The organism is Stenotrophomonas maltophilia group sp. Smal12 (assembly GCF_037079935.1).
In the GTDB taxonomy this organism is placed as follows: Bacteria; Pseudomonadota; Gammaproteobacteria; order Xanthomonadales; family Xanthomonadaceae; genus Stenotrophomonas; species Stenotrophomonas sepilia.
This window is the reverse complement of record NZ_JBAWUK010000024.1, coordinates 1-19,869: the sequence shown is the minus strand read 5'-3', so window position 1 is coordinate 19,869 and position 19,869 is coordinate 1. Positions and strand designations below refer to the sequence as shown.

The 19,869-nt window shown below is 67.1% G+C and carries 19 protein-coding genes; 4 read left to right on the top strand and 15 right to left on the bottom strand.

Going from position 1 to position 19,869, the window contains the following annotated elements; translation table 11 throughout:
• The first annotated feature begins 152 nt into the window (after positions 1-152).
• Positions 153-3,179 carry a ligand-binding sensor domain-containing diguanylate cyclase gene (locus WDC87_RS11995; protein WP_252744662.1) on the top strand — a complete coding sequence of 1,009 codons (3,027 nt, stop codon included), beginning with the start codon at positions 153-155 and terminating at the stop codon, positions 3,177-3,179.
• Positions 3,180-3,510: 331 nt separating this feature from the next.
• On the opposite strand, the gene rnt is transcribed toward WDC87_RS11995, so the two are convergent.
• The 15 genes from rnt to WDC87_RS11920 all read right to left on the bottom strand — a co-directional run bounded on the left by rnt (position 3,511) and on the right by WDC87_RS11920 (position 16,595).
• Positions 3,511-4,095 (bottom strand): ribonuclease T, encoded by a 585-nt coding sequence (gene rnt, locus WDC87_RS11990; RefSeq protein ID WP_005408782.1) that lies wholly within the window; start codon positions 4,093-4,095, stop codon positions 3,511-3,513.
• A 230-nt stretch (positions 4,096-4,325) separates the two neighbouring features.
• Entirely contained in the window at positions 4,326-4,847 is a 522-nt protein-coding gene (locus WDC87_RS11985; protein ID WP_072166783.1) for a DoxX family protein, read from the bottom strand.
• Between the two features lie 25 nt (positions 4,848-4,872).
• Complete coding sequence (locus WDC87_RS11980) at positions 4,873-5,628, bottom strand: putative DNA-binding domain-containing protein (RefSeq protein ID WP_072166782.1); 756 nt, start codon at positions 5,626-5,628, stop codon at positions 4,873-4,875.
• Positions 5,621-6,496, bottom strand: coding sequence for a DUF692 domain-containing protein (locus tag WDC87_RS11975; RefSeq protein WP_252744661.1), 876 nt, complete (start codon positions 6,494-6,496; stop codon positions 5,621-5,623). The genes WDC87_RS11980 and WDC87_RS11975 overlap by 8 nt, the downstream gene beginning before the upstream one ends.
• Positions 6,483-6,836 (bottom strand): hypothetical protein, encoded by a 354-nt coding sequence (locus WDC87_RS11970; RefSeq protein ID WP_069137970.1) that lies wholly within the window; start codon positions 6,834-6,836, stop codon positions 6,483-6,485. Before WDC87_RS11970 ends, WDC87_RS11975 begins: the two co-directional genes overlap by 14 nt.
• Positions 6,837-7,073: 237 nt before the next feature.
• Positions 7,074-7,781, bottom strand: a complete 708-nt coding sequence (gene phoU / locus WDC87_RS11965; protein ID WP_005415893.1) for a phosphate signaling complex protein PhoU — start codon at positions 7,779-7,781, stop codon at positions 7,074-7,076.
• Positions 7,782-7,857: 76 nt separating this feature from the next.
• Positions 7,858-8,688 (bottom strand): phosphate ABC transporter ATP-binding protein PstB, encoded by an 831-nt coding sequence (gene pstB, locus WDC87_RS11960; protein ID WP_049411272.1) that lies wholly within the window; start codon positions 8,686-8,688, stop codon positions 7,858-7,860.
• Between the two features lie 19 nt (positions 8,689-8,707).
• A complete protein-coding gene (gene pstA / locus WDC87_RS11955) occupies positions 8,708-9,571 on the bottom strand; it encodes a phosphate ABC transporter permease PstA (protein ID WP_005415894.1) in 864 nt (287 codons plus the stop codon).
• Complete coding sequence (pstC, locus tag WDC87_RS11950; RefSeq protein ID WP_012479635.1) at positions 9,571-10,539, bottom strand: phosphate ABC transporter permease subunit PstC; 969 nt, start codon at positions 10,537-10,539, stop codon at positions 9,571-9,573. Before pstC ends, pstA begins: the two co-directional genes overlap by 1 nt.
• Positions 10,540-10,621: 82 nt before the next feature.
• Positions 10,622-11,710, bottom strand: coding sequence for a phosphate ABC transporter substrate-binding protein PstS (gene pstS / locus WDC87_RS11945; protein ID WP_227837396.1), 1,089 nt, complete (start codon positions 11,708-11,710; stop codon positions 10,622-10,624).
• A 408-nt stretch (positions 11,711-12,118) separates the two neighbouring features.
• Positions 12,119-13,135, bottom strand: coding sequence for a phosphate ABC transporter substrate-binding protein PstS (pstS, locus tag WDC87_RS11940; protein ID WP_072166779.1), 1,017 nt, complete (start codon positions 13,133-13,135; stop codon positions 12,119-12,121).
• A 222-nt stretch (positions 13,136-13,357) separates the two neighbouring features.
• Positions 13,358-14,569 carry an OprO/OprP family phosphate-selective porin gene (locus tag WDC87_RS11935; RefSeq protein ID WP_049411264.1) on the bottom strand — a complete coding sequence of 404 codons (1,212 nt, stop codon included), beginning with the start codon at positions 14,567-14,569 and terminating at the stop codon, positions 13,358-13,360.
• Between the two features lie 196 nt (positions 14,570-14,765).
• Complete coding sequence (gene nth, locus WDC87_RS11930) at positions 14,766-15,455, bottom strand: endonuclease III (protein ID WP_049411262.1); 690 nt, start codon at positions 15,453-15,455, stop codon at positions 14,766-14,768.
• Positions 15,455-15,808 (bottom strand): hypothetical protein, encoded by a 354-nt coding sequence (locus WDC87_RS11925; protein WP_111202186.1) that lies wholly within the window; start codon positions 15,806-15,808, stop codon positions 15,455-15,457. The genes nth and WDC87_RS11925 overlap by 1 nt, the downstream gene beginning before the upstream one ends.
• A gap of 4 nt (positions 15,809-15,812) precedes the next feature.
• Entirely contained in the window at positions 15,813-16,595 is a 783-nt protein-coding gene (locus WDC87_RS11920; RefSeq protein WP_134972739.1) for an enoyl-CoA hydratase-related protein, read from the bottom strand.
• Positions 16,596-16,762: 167 nt separating this feature from the next.
• Here WDC87_RS11920 and WDC87_RS11915 point away from each other — a divergent pair, with 167 nt between their 5' ends.
• The 3 genes from WDC87_RS11915 (at position 16,763) to WDC87_RS11905 (ending at position 19,311) form a co-directional block, all read left to right on the top strand.
• Positions 16,763-17,464, top strand: coding sequence for an FKBP-type peptidyl-prolyl cis-trans isomerase N-terminal domain-containing protein (locus WDC87_RS11915; RefSeq protein WP_005408797.1), 702 nt, complete (start codon positions 16,763-16,765; stop codon positions 17,462-17,464).
• A 144-nt stretch (positions 17,465-17,608) separates the two neighbouring features.
• On the top strand, positions 17,609-18,412 hold the full coding sequence (locus WDC87_RS11910) for a CoA pyrophosphatase (protein WP_252744660.1): 804 nt from the start codon (positions 17,609-17,611) through the stop codon (positions 18,410-18,412).
• The gene (locus tag WDC87_RS11905; protein WP_252744659.1) at positions 18,409-19,311 is read left to right on the top strand and encodes a sulfurtransferase; all 903 of its coding nucleotides are present in this window, start codon (positions 18,409-18,411) and stop codon (positions 19,309-19,311) included. Before WDC87_RS11910 ends, WDC87_RS11905 begins: the two co-directional genes overlap by 4 nt.
• Positions 19,312-19,869 lie beyond the last annotated feature (558 nt).

Sequence of the window (19,869 nt, the reverse complement as noted above, 5' to 3'; positions counted from 1 at the left end):
CCGGGGCCGCGGTTTGGCCTATCATCTGCGCATCTCCCCAGTCTCCCCCCGATGAGCCAGCCCGTTCCTGCCGGCATGCCATTGCACGCTGCCCGGCCGTTCCCGCACGCTGCCGCGTCCTGCAGCCGCACCTGGCCGCCGCCGCTGCGGTGATGGGCGGGCAGGGGGACAAGAGGCGCTGGGTGGAGCGCCGCGCATCAGGATTCAGGCGGGCACTGCGGCAGGGCCTGTTGTGGCTGCTGCTGGCCCTCGCGCTGCCGTTGGCTGCGCAGGAAGGCGCGCCCCCGCTGCGCGACTACGCCATTGATGTATGGACCTCGCGCAATGGCCTGCCGCACAACTCGCTGCGCGACATTGCGCAGACACCGGAAGGCCATCTGTGGTTCGCCACCTGGGAAGGGCTGGTGCGCTACAACGGCCTGGATTTCACCGTGTTCGACCGCAGCACGCGCCCGGGCCTGCGCGACAACGGCATCGGCGCCCTGTTCGTCGACCGCCAGGGCGGACTGTGGATCAGCGATTCACGCGGCAACGTCAGCCACCGTGGCAGTGATGGCCAATGGCGGGTCTGGGAGCACCAGGCCGATACGCCGCAGGTGTTGATCCAGTCCATGCAGATGGACAGCCAGGGCCGGCTGTGGCTGCTGTACGAAGGCAAGGGCATCGGCTACCTGACGCCGGACAGCGGCATTGTCTACCAGGCGCCGGCGGCGGACCTGCCGATGGCGATGAGCTTCACCAGGCTGGTGGTCGACGCGCAGGACCGGGTCTGGGTCGGTACGCTGGACGGGCTGGTGCTGCGCGACAACGATGGCGTGCTCAAGCGCGCCCCCGCCGCATGGGGGCTGGGTGCCGGCAGTGGCCTGTCGTGGCCCTACCGTGCGCCGGATGGCGCGTTGTGGATCGTCGCCGGTGAGCGCCTGTACCGGGTGGAGGACGACCAGCTGGTGCTGGTGCACCGCCTGCCGGGCCAGCTGCACATGACCTCGATGCTGCAGGACCGGCACGGTGACCTGTGGCTGGGCACCGAGAACCAGGGCCTGCTGCGCATCTCCGCACATGGCCTGGAGCGACTGCCGGCCGGCCTGAACCTGCCGGGCGGACGCGTGGTCAGCCTGCGCGAGGATGCCGAAGGCAGCATCTGGGTGGGCGCCAACGGCGGGCTCTATCGCCTGCGCGAAACACTGTTCAGCAGCTACACCGAGCGCGATGGGCTCAGTGGCGACTACGTGCGCACGGTATTCGAGGATCGAGATCGCCAGCTGTGGGTCGGCAGCGCCAGTGGCTTGGACCTGCAGACGCCGGATGGCCGGTTCCGTGCCGTGCCGCTGCACAACCGCGGTGGCAAGGCACCGTCCGTCCGGAGCCTGGCGCAGGGGCCGGACGGTGACCTGTGGGTCGGAACCTTCGGCGATGGTGTCTACCGGCTCGGCCGCGACGGCCACCTGCGCCACAACTACGCCGCAGCCGACGGCATGCCGGGTGGCAACATCCGCGCGATCAGCGTTGATTCCCAGGGCGTGGTCTGGGCCGGCACGCAGAAGGGCGTGGTGCGCATCGACGGCGACCATGTGCAGGTCTCGAACGTGCCGGGCATGCCCGGCGGCCTGATCACCGCGCTTGAGCATGACCATCAGGGCAACCTGTGGATCGGCACCATCGAAGGCATCCGCGTGCTGCGCGGCGACCACGTGCAGTCGATCGACCTGGCGCCGCTGGGCGGTGGCCGCAGCGTGTTCGGCTTCCACCAGCTGGGCGACGCGATGTGGATCAGCAGTGATCGCGGCCTTTACCGCTGGCGCAATGGCAGGCTGGCACGGGTCGGCCTGGAGCAGGGCATGCCGGTGGATGCGGTGTTCCAGCTGGTGCCGGATCGCCTTGGCAATGTGTGGATCAGCAGCAATCGCGGCGTGTTGCGCACCGATATGGCCACCCTCAACGCCGTGGCCGATGGCCGCACGCCGCGGGTGGCGGTGGAGCGTTACAACGAGATCGACGGCATGGCCAATGCACAGGCCAACGGCAGCTCCAGCCCATCGGCGATCCTGCGCCAGGACGGCACGTTCTGGGTGGTCACCGCAGGCGGCCTGAGCACGGTCGACCCGCAGCGCCTGCAGCGTTTCCGCGAGCGGCCATCGCCGCCAGCCGCGATCGAGAGCGTGCAGGTGGATGGCGCGCCGGTGCATTGGGAAGGGCCGGATCGCAACCATGTTCCCGGGGGGCGCCGGTTGGCGGTGAGCTATGTCGGCCTGAGCTACCTGATGTCCGACCGGATCCGCTATCGCACGCGGCTGGACGGGCTGGATGCCGGCTGGGTCGAGCGCGGCCCGCAGCGCAGCGTCGAGTTCGTCGGACTGCCGCCGGGCGACTACACCCTGCATGTGGCGGCCGCCCATCCCGGCGGCAGCTGGGGCCAACAGGAGGCGGTGTGGAGCTTCACCGTGGAGCCGTTCTGGTGGCAGCGCCGCAGCGTGCAGGTGCTGGCGGGGATGCTGCTGCTGGCTGGCCTTGTGGCCCTGTACCGGCTGCTGCTGCAGCAGCTGAAGGCCAGCAATCTGCGCCTGGCACGGCGGGTGGACGAAGCGACCTTCGACCTGCAGGCCAAGACGGTGCACCTGCAGGCGCTGAACCAGGAAAAGACCGAACTGGCCGAGCGCCTGGCGCGCCAGGCCGAAGCCTTCGAGCGGCAGGCCCGCGAGGATGCCCTGACCGGCCTGGCCAATCGCCGCGCCTTCGACGAAACGCTGGCGCGTGACTTCGCCCGGTCACAGCGCAGTGGTCATCCGTTGTGCCTGGTGGTGCTCGACATCGATCACTTCAAGGAGGTCAACGACCGCCACAGCCACAGCATCGGCGATGCCGTGCTGGTGCAGGTGGCGTCATTGATCGCAGCGGCCTGCCGCGACTCCGACCTGCCGGCGCGCACCGGCGGCGAAGAGTTCGCGCTGCTGCTCAACGACACCCGCCTGGAGGAAGCCGCACAGCTGTGCGCGCGCCTGCGTGGCCTGTTCCATGATCATCCCGATTGGGGCGGCGTGGCGGGCCTGCGTGTCACCTTCAGCGCGGGCCTGGTAGAGCTGGATGCCGACGACCGCACCCCGGCACTGCTGTACCAGCGCGCCGACCGCGCGCTGTACCGCGCCAAGAGCGACGGCCGCGATCGCACGAGCATCGGTTGATCGCATCCACGCATGGCGTGGATCTACTGGAGTGCCGCACCAACCGGCGGTGCCGACCAATGGTCGGCACCCACCAAAGGAGTACCCACCACAGAGGTCGTCGGCAGCCCCAACGAGCGCAGCGATCCGCTGTTGCTCCTGCTTTCTGATCTTTCCGTGGCACCCAGCAACGTGTCCGTGGCCGGACGGGTGGGCTGCGCAGGGGCGTGAGCCGCATGGATGCGGCGACCGAGCTTACATGGACGTACTTGCAGCGTCCCCTGCGCAGTCCACCCGCCCGGCCCAACTGATGATTCGCTTCACGCCACGAGGGGCTCCGCCGTTGGCCGCTTCACCGCGGCCAGGCGTTGGCGATGGTGCAGAACAGCCGCGCGGTCTGCTCGGTGTCATACACCGCGCTGTGTGCCTCGTTGGCATCCCAACCCAGCCCGGCGGCGGTGGCCGCACGCGCCAGCACGGTCTGGCCGTAGGCGATACCGGCCAGGGTGACCGTGTCGAACACGCTGAACGGATGGAACGGGTTGCGCTTGTGGCCGGTGCGGGCCACGGCCGCGTTGACGAAGCCGAGGTCGAAATGCGCGTTGTGGCCCACCAGGATCGCGCGCTGGCAGCCGTACTTCTTCATCGCCGCACGCACCGGAGTGAAGATGTGGTCCAACGCCGCTTTTTCTTCCTTGGCCAGCCGGAACGGGTGGTCGAGGATGATGCCGGTCACTTCCAGCGACTTCGGATCGATTTCCAGGCCCTCGGCTGGGACCACGTGGGCACTGGCGGTCTGGCCGGGGTAGAGCAGGCCGTTCTCGTCCATCTCGATCGGCACCGCAGCGATTTCCAGCAGCGCATTGCGCTGGCTGTCGAAGCCACCGGTTTCCACATCCACCACCACCGGCAGGAAGCCGCGGAAGCGTTGTGACATCGCGCGCTGCGCCTGGGGTACTGCGGAATCGGGAGCGGCGGCAGGTGCGGAGGGGGAGTCAGTCATGCGTGAATTCTAGCAGAGCGACCCTGAGCGCCCGGCCAGCCTTCTGCGCATGGGTTCCCTGCGTGGGCGTGTGTCGACCAAGGTCGACACCTACCGGGCACCGCACGCTCAGGATTCCGGTGCCAACCTTGGTTGGCACACGGCGCACCGATCATGGCCGGCATCTAGCGCACCGCAGGCCGTGCCGTCGTGACCGATAGCTGCCACCGGGCCAACCAGGCGTCCACGCTCAGCTTGCCGGCGCCAGTGAAGATCAGCGGCAGCAGCATGGCCATGAACAGCACCGGCAGCTTGAAGTTGCCGTAGCCCTGGTCGCTGATGGCATACCCCATCGCGAGGTCACCCAGCGAATTCCATTGCATCGGCCAATGCACCGCATAGGTCGCCACCACGGTCAGCACCAGCAGGCTGGCGGCGGCGAAGCGGGTACCGAAACCAAACAGCAGGCAGGCCGCGCCAACCAGTTCGAACCAGGTGGCCAGCTGCCAGTTCAGGGCAGCAGGCAGTTGGTTGAACGGGAACGGGAAGGCGTCCTGCAGGTCGGCGAACCAGTTCTGGCCGTGCAGCTTCTCACGGCCGGATTCGAAGTATTCCCAGGCCAGCAGCAGGCGCAGGCCCAGCGGCGCCACCCAAGGGGCGAGACGGTCCAGCCGGCCGCGCGCGGCGGCCAGGAGCGGCAGGTTCATCGTTGGATCTCCAGTGGAAGAGGCGTCAGGGCGGGGGTGCGAGCGGGCCGATCACGCCGGCCTGCAGGAACTGCAGCAGCAGTGCAGCACCGGGCTCGGCCAGTGCGTCTTCGGCCAGGCCGTGCGAGGTGGCCAGCTGCTGCAGGTACGTCTGTCCTTCCAGGCCGGGCCGTTCGCCGATGCTGGCCAGCAGGTGTACCGCCAGCGGGCTGAGCGCGGCGAATCGCACTTCACCGTCGGCTTCGCGGCGGACCAGCAGGCCGGTGGGTTCTGGAAGGGGCTGGGTCGGCGCATCCTCTGCACCGAGACGGTGCACCGGCCATTGGTACAGCAGCGGCCATGCCAGCGGCGAACGCCGCAGCGGCACCCGAAGTGGATCAGTATCGCCAGGCGCAGGAAGCGGTTCGGCCTGCAGCTGGTACAGCGCGGTTTCCACCCACTCGTAGTGCGCCAGTTCGGCCAATGCCGGGTGCGGCAGCTGTGGCTGCGCCTGCAGCCACTGCACAAATTCAGCGGCCAATTCGGTGAACAGCGGTGTCTGGCAGCGATGCGTGGCGAAGTAGTGGCGCACCAGGGCGCTCCAGGCCGGTTCGCCAAGCAGGCGCACGCAGACCGGGAAACCGTTGCTCAACAGGCCGAGCAGGTTGTTGAACAGCAGGTGCCGGTATACCGCGACCCGGCGTGGATCCAGGCCGGCCGGCGCAGGTACCGCCTGCGGGTCGCGCAGGTGTGCGGTGAACGCGTGCTGCTGCGCGCGCAGGGTGTCGGCGGAATCAATCATGTGCCATCCCGGCGTGCGTGGCCTGCAGGCGGCGGATGGTCTGCAGTTCGCCCTGCAGTTCTGCATAAGGCGGGAAATTGAAATCGCGTTCGAGCAGGGTGGGGCGCGGGCCGATGCGTGCATAGGTACGTGCCAGCAGCGCCCAGACCGGATCGATCACCGCGCTGCCGTGGGTATCGATTTTCAGGTCCGGGGCTTCATCCAGATGACCGGCCACATGCAGGCAGACGATGCGCTGCGCAGGCAGGCCGGCGATGAAGGCATCGGCATCGTAGCCGTGGTTGCAGGCGTTGACGTAGACGTTGTTGACGTCCAGCAGCAGGTCGCAGTCGGCTTCGGCGAGCACCGCATTGGTGAACGCCAGCTCGTCCATCGCCGGTTCCGGTGCCAGGTAGTAGGACACGTTCTCCACCGCGATACGGCGGCCCAGCAGGTCCTGCACCGTGCGGATGCGCGCGGCGGTATGGCGCACGGCTTCGTCGGTAAAGGGAATCGGCAGCAGGTCGTACAGGTGGCCGTCGTCGCTGCAGTAGCTCAGGTGCTCGCTGTACAGCGGCACGCGGTGCTTCTCCAGGAACCGGCCGACCTGTTCCAGCAGCTGGGTATCCAGCGGTGCACTGCCGCCCAGCGACAGCGACAGGCCGTGGCAGCTCAGCGGATGGCGCTGCGCCAGATCAGCCAGGGCATCACCGGCCGGGCCGCCGACATGGATCCAGTTCTCCGGTGCGCATTCGAGGAAGTCGAAGTCGCCTTCCGGGGCGTCACGCAGGTCCTGCAGCAGCGCCCGGCGCAGGCCCAACCCGGCGGCCGCCGCACGAAGCGGCGACCGCGGGTGGACGAGGCTGGCGCGGACGTCAGTGCTTGCCACCGCACTTGCCTTCGCCGCACTTGCCTTCAGCCGACTTCGTGTCGCCGGCCTTGGCCTTGGCGCCCGCTGCGCCGGCAGCCTTGCCCTTGTCGGCACCGCACTTGCCTTCGCCGCTCTTGCCATCGGCACCACACTTGCCTTCGGCGTGCTTGGTCGCGTCAGCGGCCATCTTGGTGTCGGCGGCCTTGGCATCGGTGCTGGCCTTGGCTGCCTGGCCGGCCACAAGGTAGCCCTGGGCGAGGTCGCTCATGCTCAGCGCCGAGGCGCTGGCGGTCATGCCCAGGCCGGCGGCCAGGGCGGTAGCGGTCAGCAGGGACAGGGTCTTGTTGGAACTGCTCATCGGTCTTACTCCTGGGTGGTGGGCAGGTGCCCGGGGTGAAACGATGGTGCAGCGATCCTACTCAACGAATCCTCGCCAAGAACTCAAATTTTCGTGAGATTTGTTACAGAAGCATCCGGAAGGTCTGCGCCGGGCAAGCACGGCGCCCACAACGCGGGCGGAACACCGCAAAAAAGGAAGGCCGCTGTCACAGGACAGCGGCCACCTTGGAGTCGACTCCGGTGTTGCAGTGCAGCGTCAGGGCTGGCCGGTGCTGGAGGTCTCGTCACGCTTCTCACGCGGTGGCAGCGGCTGCTCGCCGTGCACCAGGAACCACACGTTCTCGGCGATGTTGGTCGCGTGGTCGCCCACGCGCTCCAGGTTCTTGGCCATGAACAGCAGGTGGGTGCACGGGGTGATGTTGCGCGGGTCTTCCATCATGTAGGTGAGCAGCTCGCGGAACAGCGCCGTGTACTGGGCGTCCAGGCGGGCGTCGTCCTCGCGCAGTGCCAATGCGGCCTCGGCATCGTTGTCGCGGTAGGCGGCGATGGCACGGCGCACCTGCTGCGCGGCCAGGCGGCCCAGCGCGCGCAGGCCCTGGATCTGCGGCAGCGGCGGCACCTTGCCCAGCGCGATCGAGCGCTTGGCCACGTTCGCTGCATAGTCGCCGATGCGCTCGATGTCGGCCGGGATGCGCAGGCCAGCGAGGATCTCGCGCAGGTCGCGCGCCATCGGCCCACGCAGCGCCAGGCGCATCACGTCGTGGCTGATCTGCTGCTCAAGCGCGTCGATCGCTTCGTCGTTGGCGATGATGCGATGGGCGGCGTTCTCGTCGCGTTTCTCGATCACGTCCATCGCCGCTTCGAGCTGGGCGACGGCCATCTCGCCCATGCGCACGATTTCGGCCACCAGGCGCTGCTGCTCCTCGTCGTAGCTCTTGACGATGTGGTCGTTGGGAAGGTTCATGGTTGTTCCGCTCTGTAGAGTCGAGCCATGCTCGACTGACGTTGTCTGTAGAGTCGAGCCATGCTCGACTGAGGTTTCAGCCGAAGCGACCGGTGATGTAGTCCTCGGTCTGCCGCTGCGACGGCTGCGAGAAGATCACTTCGGTGCGGTCGTGCTCGATCAGGTCGCCCAGGTACATGAAGGCGGTGTAGTCGGACACGCGCGCAGCCTGCTGCATGTTGTGGGTGACGATCACGATCGTGTACTCGTGCTTGAGCTCTTCCACCAGCTGCTCGATGCGGCTGGTCGAGATCGGATCCAGCGCCGAGGTCGGCTCGTCCAGCAGCAGCACCGACGGGCGCAGGGCCACGGCACGGGCGATGCACAGGCGCTGCTGCTGGCCACCGGACAGGCCCAGTGCGCTCTGCCCCAGCTTGTCCTTCACTTCGTCCCACAGTGCGCCCTGGCGCAGCGCCTGCTCGACGCGGTCGGCCATGTCGGCCTTGCTCAGCTTCTCATGGTGGCGAATGCCGTAGGCCACGTTCTCGAAGATGGTCATCGGGAACGGCACCGGCTTCTGGAACACCATGCCGACCTTGCTGCGCAGGCGGTTCATCGGGTACTTCGGCGACAGGATGTTCTCGCCGTCCAGCAGCACTTCACCGCGCGCTTCCAGCTTCGGGTACAGCGCGTAGATGCGGTTGAAGATGCGCAGCAGGGTCGATTTGCCGCAACCGGAAGGACCGATCAGCGCGGTCACGCGCTTCTCCGGGATTTCCAGGTTGATGCCCTTCAGGGCGTGGAACTTGTCGTAGTAGAAGTCCAGTCCGCGCGCGGCAAGCTTGACCGGAGCCGGGGTGTGCAGGCTCTCGTGCGAGGACGGCACGGCGATGCGCTGCATCGGCACGGCGTTGGAAAGGTCGTTCATGGCGTTATCCACGGAAAGGTCAGTCATGGGAGATACGGTTGCGCAGCAGGATGCCGCGGGCGGCAAGGCTGACCAGCAGCACGAAGACAGTCAGCACCAGGGCACCGGCCCAGGCCAGTACCTGCCAGGATTCATACGGGCTGCCGGCGAACTGGTTCATCACCACCGGCACCGAAGCCATCGGCTGGAAGATGTTGTTGTTCCAGTACTGGTTGCCGAAGGCGGTGAACAGCAGCGGAGCGGTCTCGCCGGAAATGCGGGCCAGCGCCAGCAGGATGCCGGTGATGATGCCGGCCGAGGCACTGCGGTACAGCACCTGCACGATCACCTTCCACTGCGGGATGCCCAGCGACAGGGCCGCTTCGCGCATCTGCGAGGGCACCAGGCGCAGCATTTCGTCGGTGGTGCGTACCACCACCGGCAGCACGATGAAGGCCAGCGACAGGGCGCCGGCGAATGCCGAGAAGTTGCCCCCGGTCTGCATCACGTACAGCGTGTAGACGAACAGGCCCAGCACGATGGACGGCGCCGACAGCAGGATGTCGTTGACGAAGCGGACCACGGTGCCGGCCTTGCGGGCGTTGCCATACTCGGCCAGCCAGGTACCGGCCAGCACGCCCAGCGGGGTGCCGATGCCGATGGCCAGTGCACACATCACGGCACTGCCGAAGAAGGCGTTGGCGAGGCCGCCGTCCTGCATCGGCGGCGGGGTCATCTTGGTGAACAGATCCCAGTTGATGCCGGCCAGGCCCTTGGCAGCCAGGGTGAACAGGATCCAGCCCAGGAAGAACAGGCCGAACAGGGCGGTGGCGCAGGACGCAGTGATCGCAACGACGTTGCCGATGCGGCGGCGCAGGTACAGCGAATCAGCGGTGGTGGACATCAGTTGCCCTCCTTGCGGGACAGGCGCATCAGCATCAGGCGGGCGATGGCCAGCACCACGAAAGTGACGATGAAGAGGACGAAGCCGAGCAGCAGCAGGGCCGAACGGTAGGTTTCAGTGGCTTCGCCGAAATCATTGGCGATCAGCGCGGCGATGGTGGTGCCCGGTTCCAGCAGCGACGGCGACAGGCGCACGCTGTTGCCGATCACGAAGGCCACCGCCATCGTTTCGCCCAGCGCGCGGCCCAGGCCGAGGAAGATGCCGCCGATGACCGCCGAGCGGGTGTAGGGCAGGACGATGTCCCAGCTCACTTCCCACTTGGTGGAGCCCAGCGCATAGGCCGATTCCTTCAGGCGGGTGGGCACGGTCAGGAACACCTCGCGCATCACCGAGGAAATGAACGGAATGACCATGATGGCCAGCACGAAACCGGCGGTGAGCATGCCGATGCCCAGCGGCGGGCCCTGGAACATCGGGCCGATGACCGGCCATTCGCCCAGGGTCTCGTTGAGGAACGGGGTGACGTACTCGGTCATCACTGGCACCAGCACGAACAGGCCCCACATGCCGTAGATGATCGAGGGGATGCCGGCCAGCAGTTCGATGGCGGTACCGACCGGGCCACGCAGCCAGCGCGGCGCGACTTCGGTGAGGAAGAAGGCGATGCCGAAGCTGACCGGCACGGCGATGACCATCGCGATGACGGCGGTGACCAGGGTGCCGTAGATCGGAGCCAGGGCGCCGAACTTGTTTTCGACCGGATTCCAGTCGGCGGAGAAGAAGAAGCTCAGTCCCTGCATCTGCAGGGCATGGCGACCGCCCCACAGCATCGACAGCGCGGCGCAGGCCAGGGCGATCAGGACGAAGATGACGGTGCCGACCAGCACCCATCGGAACAGTTTGTCGTTGCGGGCATCACGCGCATCACGCGTGGACGGGGCGGCTACAGGCTGGGCGATGGCATTCATGGGGACGGCTGGGCCAGGAAGGGGCGGGGCGGCACGGCGTGGAACAAGCGGTGCCCGCGCGGGGCGGGCACCGTCGAGTCCATCACTTCAGGTCGGTCGCCCAGTAGGCCTCGATCTGCTTGACCAGTTCGGCCGGCAGCGGCACGTAGTGCAGCTCGTTGGCCTGGGCCTGGCCGTTCTCGAAGGCCCACTTGAAGAAGGCCAGGGTGTCCTGGTTGCGCTTGGCGTCCTTCGGCTGCTTCTGCATCAGCATGAAGTTGGTGGCGGTGATCGGCCACGCCTGCTCGCCCGGGGCGTTGGTGATGACCAGGTTGAAGTCCTTGGCGCTGGCCCAGTCGGCGCTGGCGGCCGCAGCGGCGAAGGTTTCCGCGCTCGGCTCGACCCAGTTGCCGGCGGCGTTCTGCATGGCGGTGTACGGCATGCCGTTCTGCAGGGCATAGGCCAGTTCGACGTAGCCGATCGAGCCCTTGATCTGCTTCACGTAGGACGCAACGCCTTCATTGCCCTTGCCACCGACGCCGTCCGGCCACTGCACCGAGGTGCCTTCGCCGACCTTGCTCTTCCACTCCGGGCTGACCTTGGACAGGTAGTTGGAGAAGTTGAAGGTGGTGCCCGAACCGTCCGAACGGTGGACCAGGGTGATCTTGCCGTCCGGCAGCTTCACGCCCGGGTTGGCGGCGACGATCGCCGGGTCGTTCCAGGTCTTGACCTTGCCCAGGAAGATGTCGGCCAGCAGGGCGCCGCTCAGGCGCAGCTTGCCGGCTTCCAGGCCTTCGATGTTGACCACCGGCACCACGCCGCCGATGGCCGACGGGAACTGCGCCAGGCCGGCCTGGGCCAGCTCCTCGCTGCTCAGCGGCTTGTCGGACGAACCGAAGTCGACGGTCCCGGCCTTGATCTGGGCGATGCCGCCGCCGGAGCCGATCGACTGGTAGTTGATCTTGGCGCCGGTGCTGGCGTTGTAGTCAGCCGACCACTTGGAGACCAGCGGGAAGATGAAGGACGCGCCCGCGCCGGACACTTCGGCGGTCACCTTGGCACCGGCGGCGGCCGGAGCGGCGCTACCGTCGGCAGCCGGCTGCTGCGCGGCCTGCTTGTCGCCACCGCAGGCCGACAGGCCCAGGGCGATGGCCAGGGAAAGGGCGGCAAGGCCGGCCGAGTGCAGTTTCATGGTCACTCCATAGCGGGGAAGAGCCGACGTGGTCGGCGGATGCGGCTATGAAATGATGTTTTTGTTACAGCCGTATTACGACCATGACAGAGGTGTACTGGATCACGTTCTGACAAGGGTTTCACAGGGTTGGCGCCGATCCGGCCGGGACCCGGAAACCCCGGATCTGCGCACTGATATGACGGCGGGTTGGTCCTTGCAGCGTCAATGCGCGACAGCTCCCTGCCCACGGTAGGTGCGGACCGTTGGTCCGCACGCTCCAGAGCGCAGCCGAGCGTCGGCTCGGCTCTACAGAGGCAGGTGCATCCCCGAAAACAAGAAGAGCGCGAGATCTCGAGGATCTCGCGCCCGGGTGGGAGCGGCGGGGGAGAGAGGACCCGCCGCCCCCGTTCCTGCAGGGGAACGCGCTTACTTCAGGTTCTGCGACCAGTAGGTCTCGATCTGGCGGACCAGGCTGTCCGGCAGCGGCACGTAGTCCAGCTGGCGGGCCTGGGCGTCGCCGTTCTTGTAGACCCAGCGGAAGAACTCCTGGGTCGCCTTGCCATTGGCAGCATTCTTCGGCGTCTTCTGCACCAGGATGAAGTTGGTGGCGGTGATCGGCCAGGACTCGGCGCCCGGCGCATTGGTCATCACCAGGTAGAAGTCGCGGGCGTTGGCCCAGTCGGCGCTGGCAGCGGCGGCAGCGAACGAGGTGTCGCTCGGCTGCACGAACTTGCCGGCGGCATTCTTCATCGCGGTGTAGGAGAGCTTGTTCTGAAGCGCGTAGGACAGTTCGACATAGCCGATGCCGCCCTTGATCTGCTTCACATAGGCGGCAACACCTTCGTTGCCCTTGCCGCCGATGCCGGCCGGCCACTGCACCGAGGTGCCTTCACCGACCGAGCTCTTCCACTCCGGGCTGACCTTGGACAGGTAGTTGACGAAGTTGAAGGTGGTGCCCGAGCCGTCCGAACGATGCACGACGGTGACCTTGGCGTTGGGCAGGGTCACGCCCGGGTTCAGTGCGGCGATGGCCGGGTCGTTCCAGCTCTTGATCTTGCCCAGGAAGATGTTGGCCAGCACGGCGCCGTCCAGCTTCAGCGCGCCCGGCGCGATGCCGGCCACGTTGACCACCGGCACCACGCCGCCGATCACCGACGGGAACTGCGCCAGGCCTGCAGCAGCCAGGTCTTCCGGCTTCAGCGGCGCATCGGAAGAGCCGAAATCAACGGTCTTGGCCTTGATCTGGGCAATACCGCCGCCGGAACCGATGGACTGGTAGTTGACCTTGTTGCCGGTTGCGGCGCTGTAGTCGGCCGACCACTTGGACATGACCGGGTAGATGAACGATGCGCCCGCGCCGGTGATGTCGGCGGCGTTGGCGGCGAACACGGACGATGCAGCCAGGATGGCGACAGCGGCGCGCGATTTGAAGGCGTGGATCACGGGGAGACTCCTGGGGTGGTGGTCGAAGGGCGGTTGCCCGACGTTTCGGTGCACATTCCATAACGGTTGCGTGACACGTCCGCGTCTGTCATATGACGCGGGCGTGACACGCGTCATGAGGGATGTCACGTCCGCTGCGCCGGCAGGGCGGCACGGGTACCGCTGCAACGACGAAGGCACGGCCGGGGCCGTGCCTTCGCGGTTCAATGCAGGTGGCTGGACTTACCAGAAGAACTGCGCGCGGGCTTCCAGGATGTTGGGATCGTCGTTGACGAAACCGCGCGCCGTGGAGCTGTACTTCTTGCTGTCGACCATCACGTAGTTGAGCATCAGCTTGAAGTTGGAACGCAGGTACCAGTTGGCGCCCACGGTCCAGATGTCCATCTTGCCACCCAGCACGCCATCGACGATCGGCGGGCGACCGGCGACCGGATTGGCGGCGAGGTTGCCGTCATTGAGGTCCATGTGGTCGTAGCGCACGCCCAGCTGCCACTGGCCGCCGGCCGGGTTGTTCGGCAGGCCGGTGCCCGGAGTGCCGCCCTTGTAGCTCCAGGTCTCGCCGGTGACGTTCCACACGCCGCTGATGTAGTAGCCGTCGCTGGTGTAGTTGTCGTGGTCGTAGCGCTTGGCCTTGCTGGTGTAGTACTCGGCCTGGGCCTTGAACGGGCCCTGGAAGTACATCGCTTCGGCACCGATGGTGCTGACGCGGTCGGTGTCGGTCAGGTTGCCGCTGTCAACCAGGCGGGCAGTGGCGAGGTCGGCATTCGGACGCGCACGCACGCGCAGGGTGTCGGCGTCGGCGTCGTAGTTGACGTAGCTCAGACCGAAGTGCAGGACCTGGCCCTTCTCATTGATCGGGGCCCAGGTGCCACGCGCGCCGTAGCCGCTGCCGTGGGCCAGGTTGCGGGTCAGCTCGCGGCCGAAGGCGCTGGCGGTCACCGACCAGTTGTCCTGGCCGTAGCTGTACGCGCCGCCCAGGCGGCGGGCGATGGCATAGGTATTGGTGACCGCTGCCTTGGAAATGAAATCGTTGTTCTTGGTGCTGGACAGTTCTTCCAGGCTGTTGGGCTGCTTGAACTGGCCCAGCTGCAGGAAGTGGTTGGCGTTGCCAAGCAGCTTGTACTTCACGTTGGTGTCGAGGAACTTGTCGGCCTTGGCGTCATAGCCGACCACCCACTCCACGTTGCCCGGGCCCTTGCCCTTCAGCACCAGCTCGGCGCGACGCAGTTCGAATTCGCTGTTCTTGCCGTTGCCGGCGTCGCCACCGTTGAGGTCGACCACATCGTTGTGGAACCAGTTGCCGTCGGCCTGGACCAGGCCTTCGAAGGTGATTTCCGAACCGCCGATCACGTCGATGGCGACTTCGGCGTGTGCAGCCGGCACATACAGCGCAGCAGCCACGGCCACCGTCAGGAGTTGGTGATGCAGTTTCATGGAGAGGAGCCTTGCAGGCAGGTGGGAAGATGCGCGCAGGCTAGAAGGTAAAGATTGCGTAAATGTGACAGTTCACGCGCGGCAGACATCCGCCGCAGGCCCCGTCACGGCAGGGCCTGCCATTGAAACCGCTTGCGTATGACGCCCGGATTGCGACCCGGTTGCAGTAGATCCACGCCCTGCGTGGATGCTGCCGTCACTCGGCCGTGGTCTTATCCTTGAACCGGCACAGGTCGGCGATCACGCAGCCCGGGCAATCCGGCTTGCGCGCCTTGCACACATAACGCCCGTGCAGGATCAGCCAGTGATGTGCGTCGAGCAGGAACTCGGCCGGAATCACCTTCACCAGCTTGTCTTCTACCTCGCGCACGTTCCTGCCCGGCGCCAGTCCTGTGCGGTTGGCGACGCGGAAGATGTGCGTGTCCACCGCCATTACCGGCTCGCCGAACGCGGTGTTGAGCACCACGTTGGCGGTCTTGCGCCCGACACCCGGCAGCGCTTCCAGCGCTTCGCGATCGCGGGGCACTTCACCGCCATGCTTCTCCAGCAGGATCGCGCAGGTCGCGATCACGTTCTTTGCCTTGGCGTTGAACAGCCCGATGGTGGCGATGTACGGCTTCAGGCCATCCTCGCCGAGCGCAAGGATCTTCGCCGGCGTGTTGGCGACCGGGAACAGTCGACGCGTGGCCTTGTTGACGCCGACGTCGGTGGCCTGCGCCGACAACGCCACCGCTACCAGCAGCTCGAACGGCGAGCTGTACTCCAGTTCGGTCTTCGGGTGCGGGTTGAGTTCGCGCAGGCGGGTGAACATCTCCACCACGTCGGCGCGCGGCATCGTGCCGCCACGCCGCGCCGGGGCGCGTGCGGTCTTCTTCGTGGTGGCCATTACTGTTCCTTGCCGCGGGCGCGGGCCTTGGCCCGGGCCAGAATCGCGGCTGCCGCAGCGGGCAGGGCGGGCTTCACGTCCGGGGCTGGTGCCGGGGTGCGGCGTGCATCGCGCTCGGCCTCGCGGCGGGCCAGGCGCACCGCACGGGCGCGGTAGCGTTCGCGTGCAGCCCAGGCCGCGCGCAGTTGCTGCTGGGCCTGGCACAGGCGTTGCGGAAGGTCGGGGTGGTCAGGCAGCAACCGGTCGTCGCCGGCACGGACGACGTAGTCCATCAGCCCGGCCTGCAGGGCACCATCGAGATCGTCTGCCTGGACCCGGGCGAACAACTGCGCGGGGTTGGGTCGGGATGCCATGGCGTCAGCGGTTCTGGAAGGCCGGCGCGCGGCGTTGCAGGAAGGCGCTGGTGCCTTCGCGCATGTCCTCGGTGGCGAACAGCAGGCCGAACTGCGCACTTTCGTATTCCAGCCCGGCCTCCAGGCTGCATTCGCCGCCCACGTGCACCGCGTCGAGCAGGCCACGCAGGGCCAGCGGGGCTGAGCGTGCCAGCTGGTGGGCGACGTCCTGCACGCGGTTGTCCAGCGCGTCGGCCGGCACGACTTCGTTGACGATGCCCAGTTCCAGCGCACGCGCGGCGTTGATCGGCGCCCCCAGCAGGCACAGCTCCAGGGTGGCGGCGCGGCCGCACAGGCGCAGCAGGCGCTGGCTGCCGCCGAAGCCGGGGATCAGGCCGAGGTTGATTTCCGGTTGGCCGACCTTGGCGGTATCTGCGGCGATGCGCAGGTGGCAGGCCATCGCCAGTTCCAGGCCACCGCCCAGTGCGAAACCATTCACGCGTGCGATGACCGGCTTGGGCATGCGCTCGATCTGGCGCATCAGCGCCTGGCCCAGCAGCGAGAAATCACGTCCCTGAACGGCGCTGAGAGTGTTCATTTCCGCGATGTCGGCACCGGCCACGAACGCCTTGGGGCCCGCCCCGGTCAATACCACGACGCGCACCTCCGGATCGGCGGCGGCGTCCCTGAAGGCATCGGCCAGGGCCTGCAGGGTCGCGGCGTTGAGGGCATTGAGCTTGTCCGGGCGCTGGACGGTCACGGTGCGGATGGCGCCGTCGTCAGCGACAGCGATCAGGGCATCGGCCACGGGGAAACTCCTGGAACGTTAAAAAGAAGTGATATTGAACTCTGCAAACGCAGACGGGTCATAGCCTGCATCGTGAGTAGCGGTTACACGTTGCGCCCGTTATCCTAACCCGTCGCCTCAGGGCGGCGCAGAACGTCCCTGAGTTACCACCCCTGGAGAACTGTTTGATGAAGTTGCGTTCTATCGCGGTCGCCGTCGCGGCCCTGGCCCTGACGGGCAATGCCTTCGCCCAGGACGTCTCGTCCGAAAAGGGCAAGCTGAGCTACTACTTCGGTTACGACTACGGCAACAACCTGGCGGAGCTGACCGGTCGTGGTGAGCAGCTGGACATCAACTCGGTGGTGAAGGGCCTGCAGGATGCCTACGCCAAGAAGCAGCCGGCGATCACCGCCGAGCAGCTGAAGCCGGCCGTTGAAGCGTTCCAGAAGCGCGAGCAGGGCCGTGCCCAGGCCGCCAAGGCCGAGTACGAAAAGGCGGCTGCCGAAAACAAGACCAAGAGCGACCAGTTCATCGCGGCGAACAAGGCCAAGGCCGGCGTGCAGTCCCTGCCGAGCGGCGTCCAGTACCGCGTGATCGAGGCCGGCAAGGGCGCCAAGCCGACCCAGGCCAGCACCGTGCAGCTGGAAGTGGCCGGTCCGTTCCCGTACGGCCAGCGCCCGACCGAAGCCCGCCCGGCCCAGCAGATCCCGTCGATCAAGGTCAGCGAAGTCGAAATGAAGGCCATGCGCGAGACCCTGCTGCAGATGCCGGCAGGCTCGAAGTGGGAAGTCACCCTGCCGCCGGACCAGGCCTACGGTGCCGATCCGCGCACTCCGTTCCCGCCGAACGTGGCTGTGCAGTTCGAGATCAAGCTGGTCAGCGTCAAGTAAATCGAAGCAGCAAACCAAACGCGCCGGTGACCCCACCGGCGCGTTTTTGTTTGCGCAGTGCGCGACCTGTAGCGCTGCGCCATGGGCGTCGTATCGTCCCGCGCAAATTCAGCCCGATCGCGCTACTGTTGGCGGGTGCAAACAATGGAAGAAACGGCGCGTGTTGTCGCAAGTCCCTGCATCGGAGTGTGCATGCTGGATCCGCACCGGCAATGCACCGGCTGCGGGCGGCATATCGATGAGATCGCGCGGTGGTCGTCGATGAGCAACGAGGAACGCAGCCGCATCCTGCATCGCGTGCAGCCCCTGCGCGAACAACTGCAGCAATCGCTGCGTGGCTCGCTGGCCGACCACGAGCGACTGATGCGGGCGCTGCACCCCTTGGCCCAACCACCTGCGGGCGACGGCTGGAACCGCAGTGAGCTGGTCGACCTGCTACCGCCCGGGCCTCCGGTGGAGGCTGCGGTGCTGGCCGGCATCGTGCCGCGCGCCAACGGCGCACAGGTGATCCTCACCCGTCGCACCGAAACACTGCGCACCCATGGTGGCCAGGTCGGATTCCCCGGTGGCCGCACCGAACCCGATGACCGCGACGCGCTGGCGGCCGCGCTGCGCGAGAGCCAGGAAGAAATCGCATTGTCGCCCGGCCAGGTGCAGGCGCTGGGCTATCTCGATCCCTTCGTGACGATCACCGGCTACCGGGTCACGCCGGTGGTGGCGGTGGTCGATCCGGAGTTCGTGCCGGTCCCGCAGCCCAGTGAAGTGGCCGAGGTATTCGAGGTGCCGCTGGATTACCTGATGGCGCCCGACAGCCTGCGCCAGGTCGAAATCAATCATCGCGGCCGGGTTCGCCACGTCCTTGAGTATGGCTGGCCGGGCCAGCGCATCTGGGGGGCGACCGCCGCCATTCTCTACAACCTGCGTCGCCGCCTGGAGCAAGTGCAATGAAGCCGATCGATCCGCCGTGGACCACCCTGGTCGATGTCGCCACCCTTGCCGCTGCGCTGGGCGACGGCGTGCGGGTGGTCGACGCGCGCGCCACCGCCAGTACCGCCGTGCGCGTGGTCGATGCGCGTGCTTCGCTGGCCGACCCGCAGGCTGCGGGCGGCCAGTACCTGGCAGGGCATATCCCGACTGCGGTGCATGCCGATCTCAACCGTGATCTGTCCGATCTCAGCCGCGTCGGCCATGGTCGCCACCCATTGCCGGACAGCGATGCCTTTGCTGCGAAGCTGGGGCAGTGGGGCATCGGCCCCGACACCCAGGTCGTGGTCTACGATGGCAGCGACGGCAGCATGGCCGCCTCGCGCCTGTGGTGGCTGCTGCGCCTGATCGGTCACACCCGGGTGGCCGTACTCGACGGCGGCATCGCCGCGTGGCAGGCCGCCGGCCACGCGTTGGAAAGCGGACAGGCTGGGGTGAACGCGCTGCCTGATTACCCAGGCCGTTTCGACACCACCCAGATCGCCAACGCCGATGAAATCACCGCGCGGCTGAAGCATGCGCCGGGCTGGCTGGTCGACGCGCGCGCGGGTGAACGCTTCCGTGGTGAAGTGGAGCCGCTGGACCCGGTGGCCGGGCATGTGCCGGGCGCGGTCAACCGCCCGTTCGCATTGAACGTGCTCGACGGCCGCCTGCGCAACGCACAGGAGTTGCGCGCCGAACTGCAGGGCGTGATCGGCAACCGCGATCCGCAGCAGGTGGTGCTGATGTGCGGTTCCGGCGTGACCGCCTGCCACCTGCTGCTGGCGATGGAAACGGCCGGCCTGAGCGGCGCACGCATCTATGCCGATTCCTGGAGTGGTTGGGTGAGCGACAGCAGCCGCCCGGTGGCGACCGGCGCCTGAGCCGCGCGGGGTCGGATCCGTTTTCCAACGGAAAACGGCTCTGACCCCATCAACCGAAAATCGGGGTCAGAGCCCGTTGCGTAGCAACGGGATCCGACCCCGTGTCGATTCGAAGGATCGCGGAGAACTGTCGAAGGCGGGGTGGGGGGGGGTTGGGGGGGGGGGGGGGGGGCGGGGGGGGGGGCCCCCCCCCCCCCCTTGGGGTTTTGCGGGCGCCCCCCCCCGCATCCACCCCCCCCCCCCCCCCCACCCCCCCCCCGACAGTTAAGGATTATATAGCAGGGCAGGGGGGCCGCCCGGAGGTTTATTCTAACACCCACACCCGGCCCACCTGGCGGGCCGGTGGGCCGACGACCCTGAATACCAGGGGTTGGGGCGACCCGTGGACCACACCCCAAGAGGTTTGTTTACAATGATCAGGCGGTGTGGATGGCGGGCCGCCCAGGTGTCCTCGAGCCTGCTTGCGAGGTAACTGGCGGGTTTGGTGGTGTGGGTAAAGGGCCGGTAGTGTCGAAGTCCGTAGTTTATTCACGACCACCGGGGGGGGCGACGCAGGCG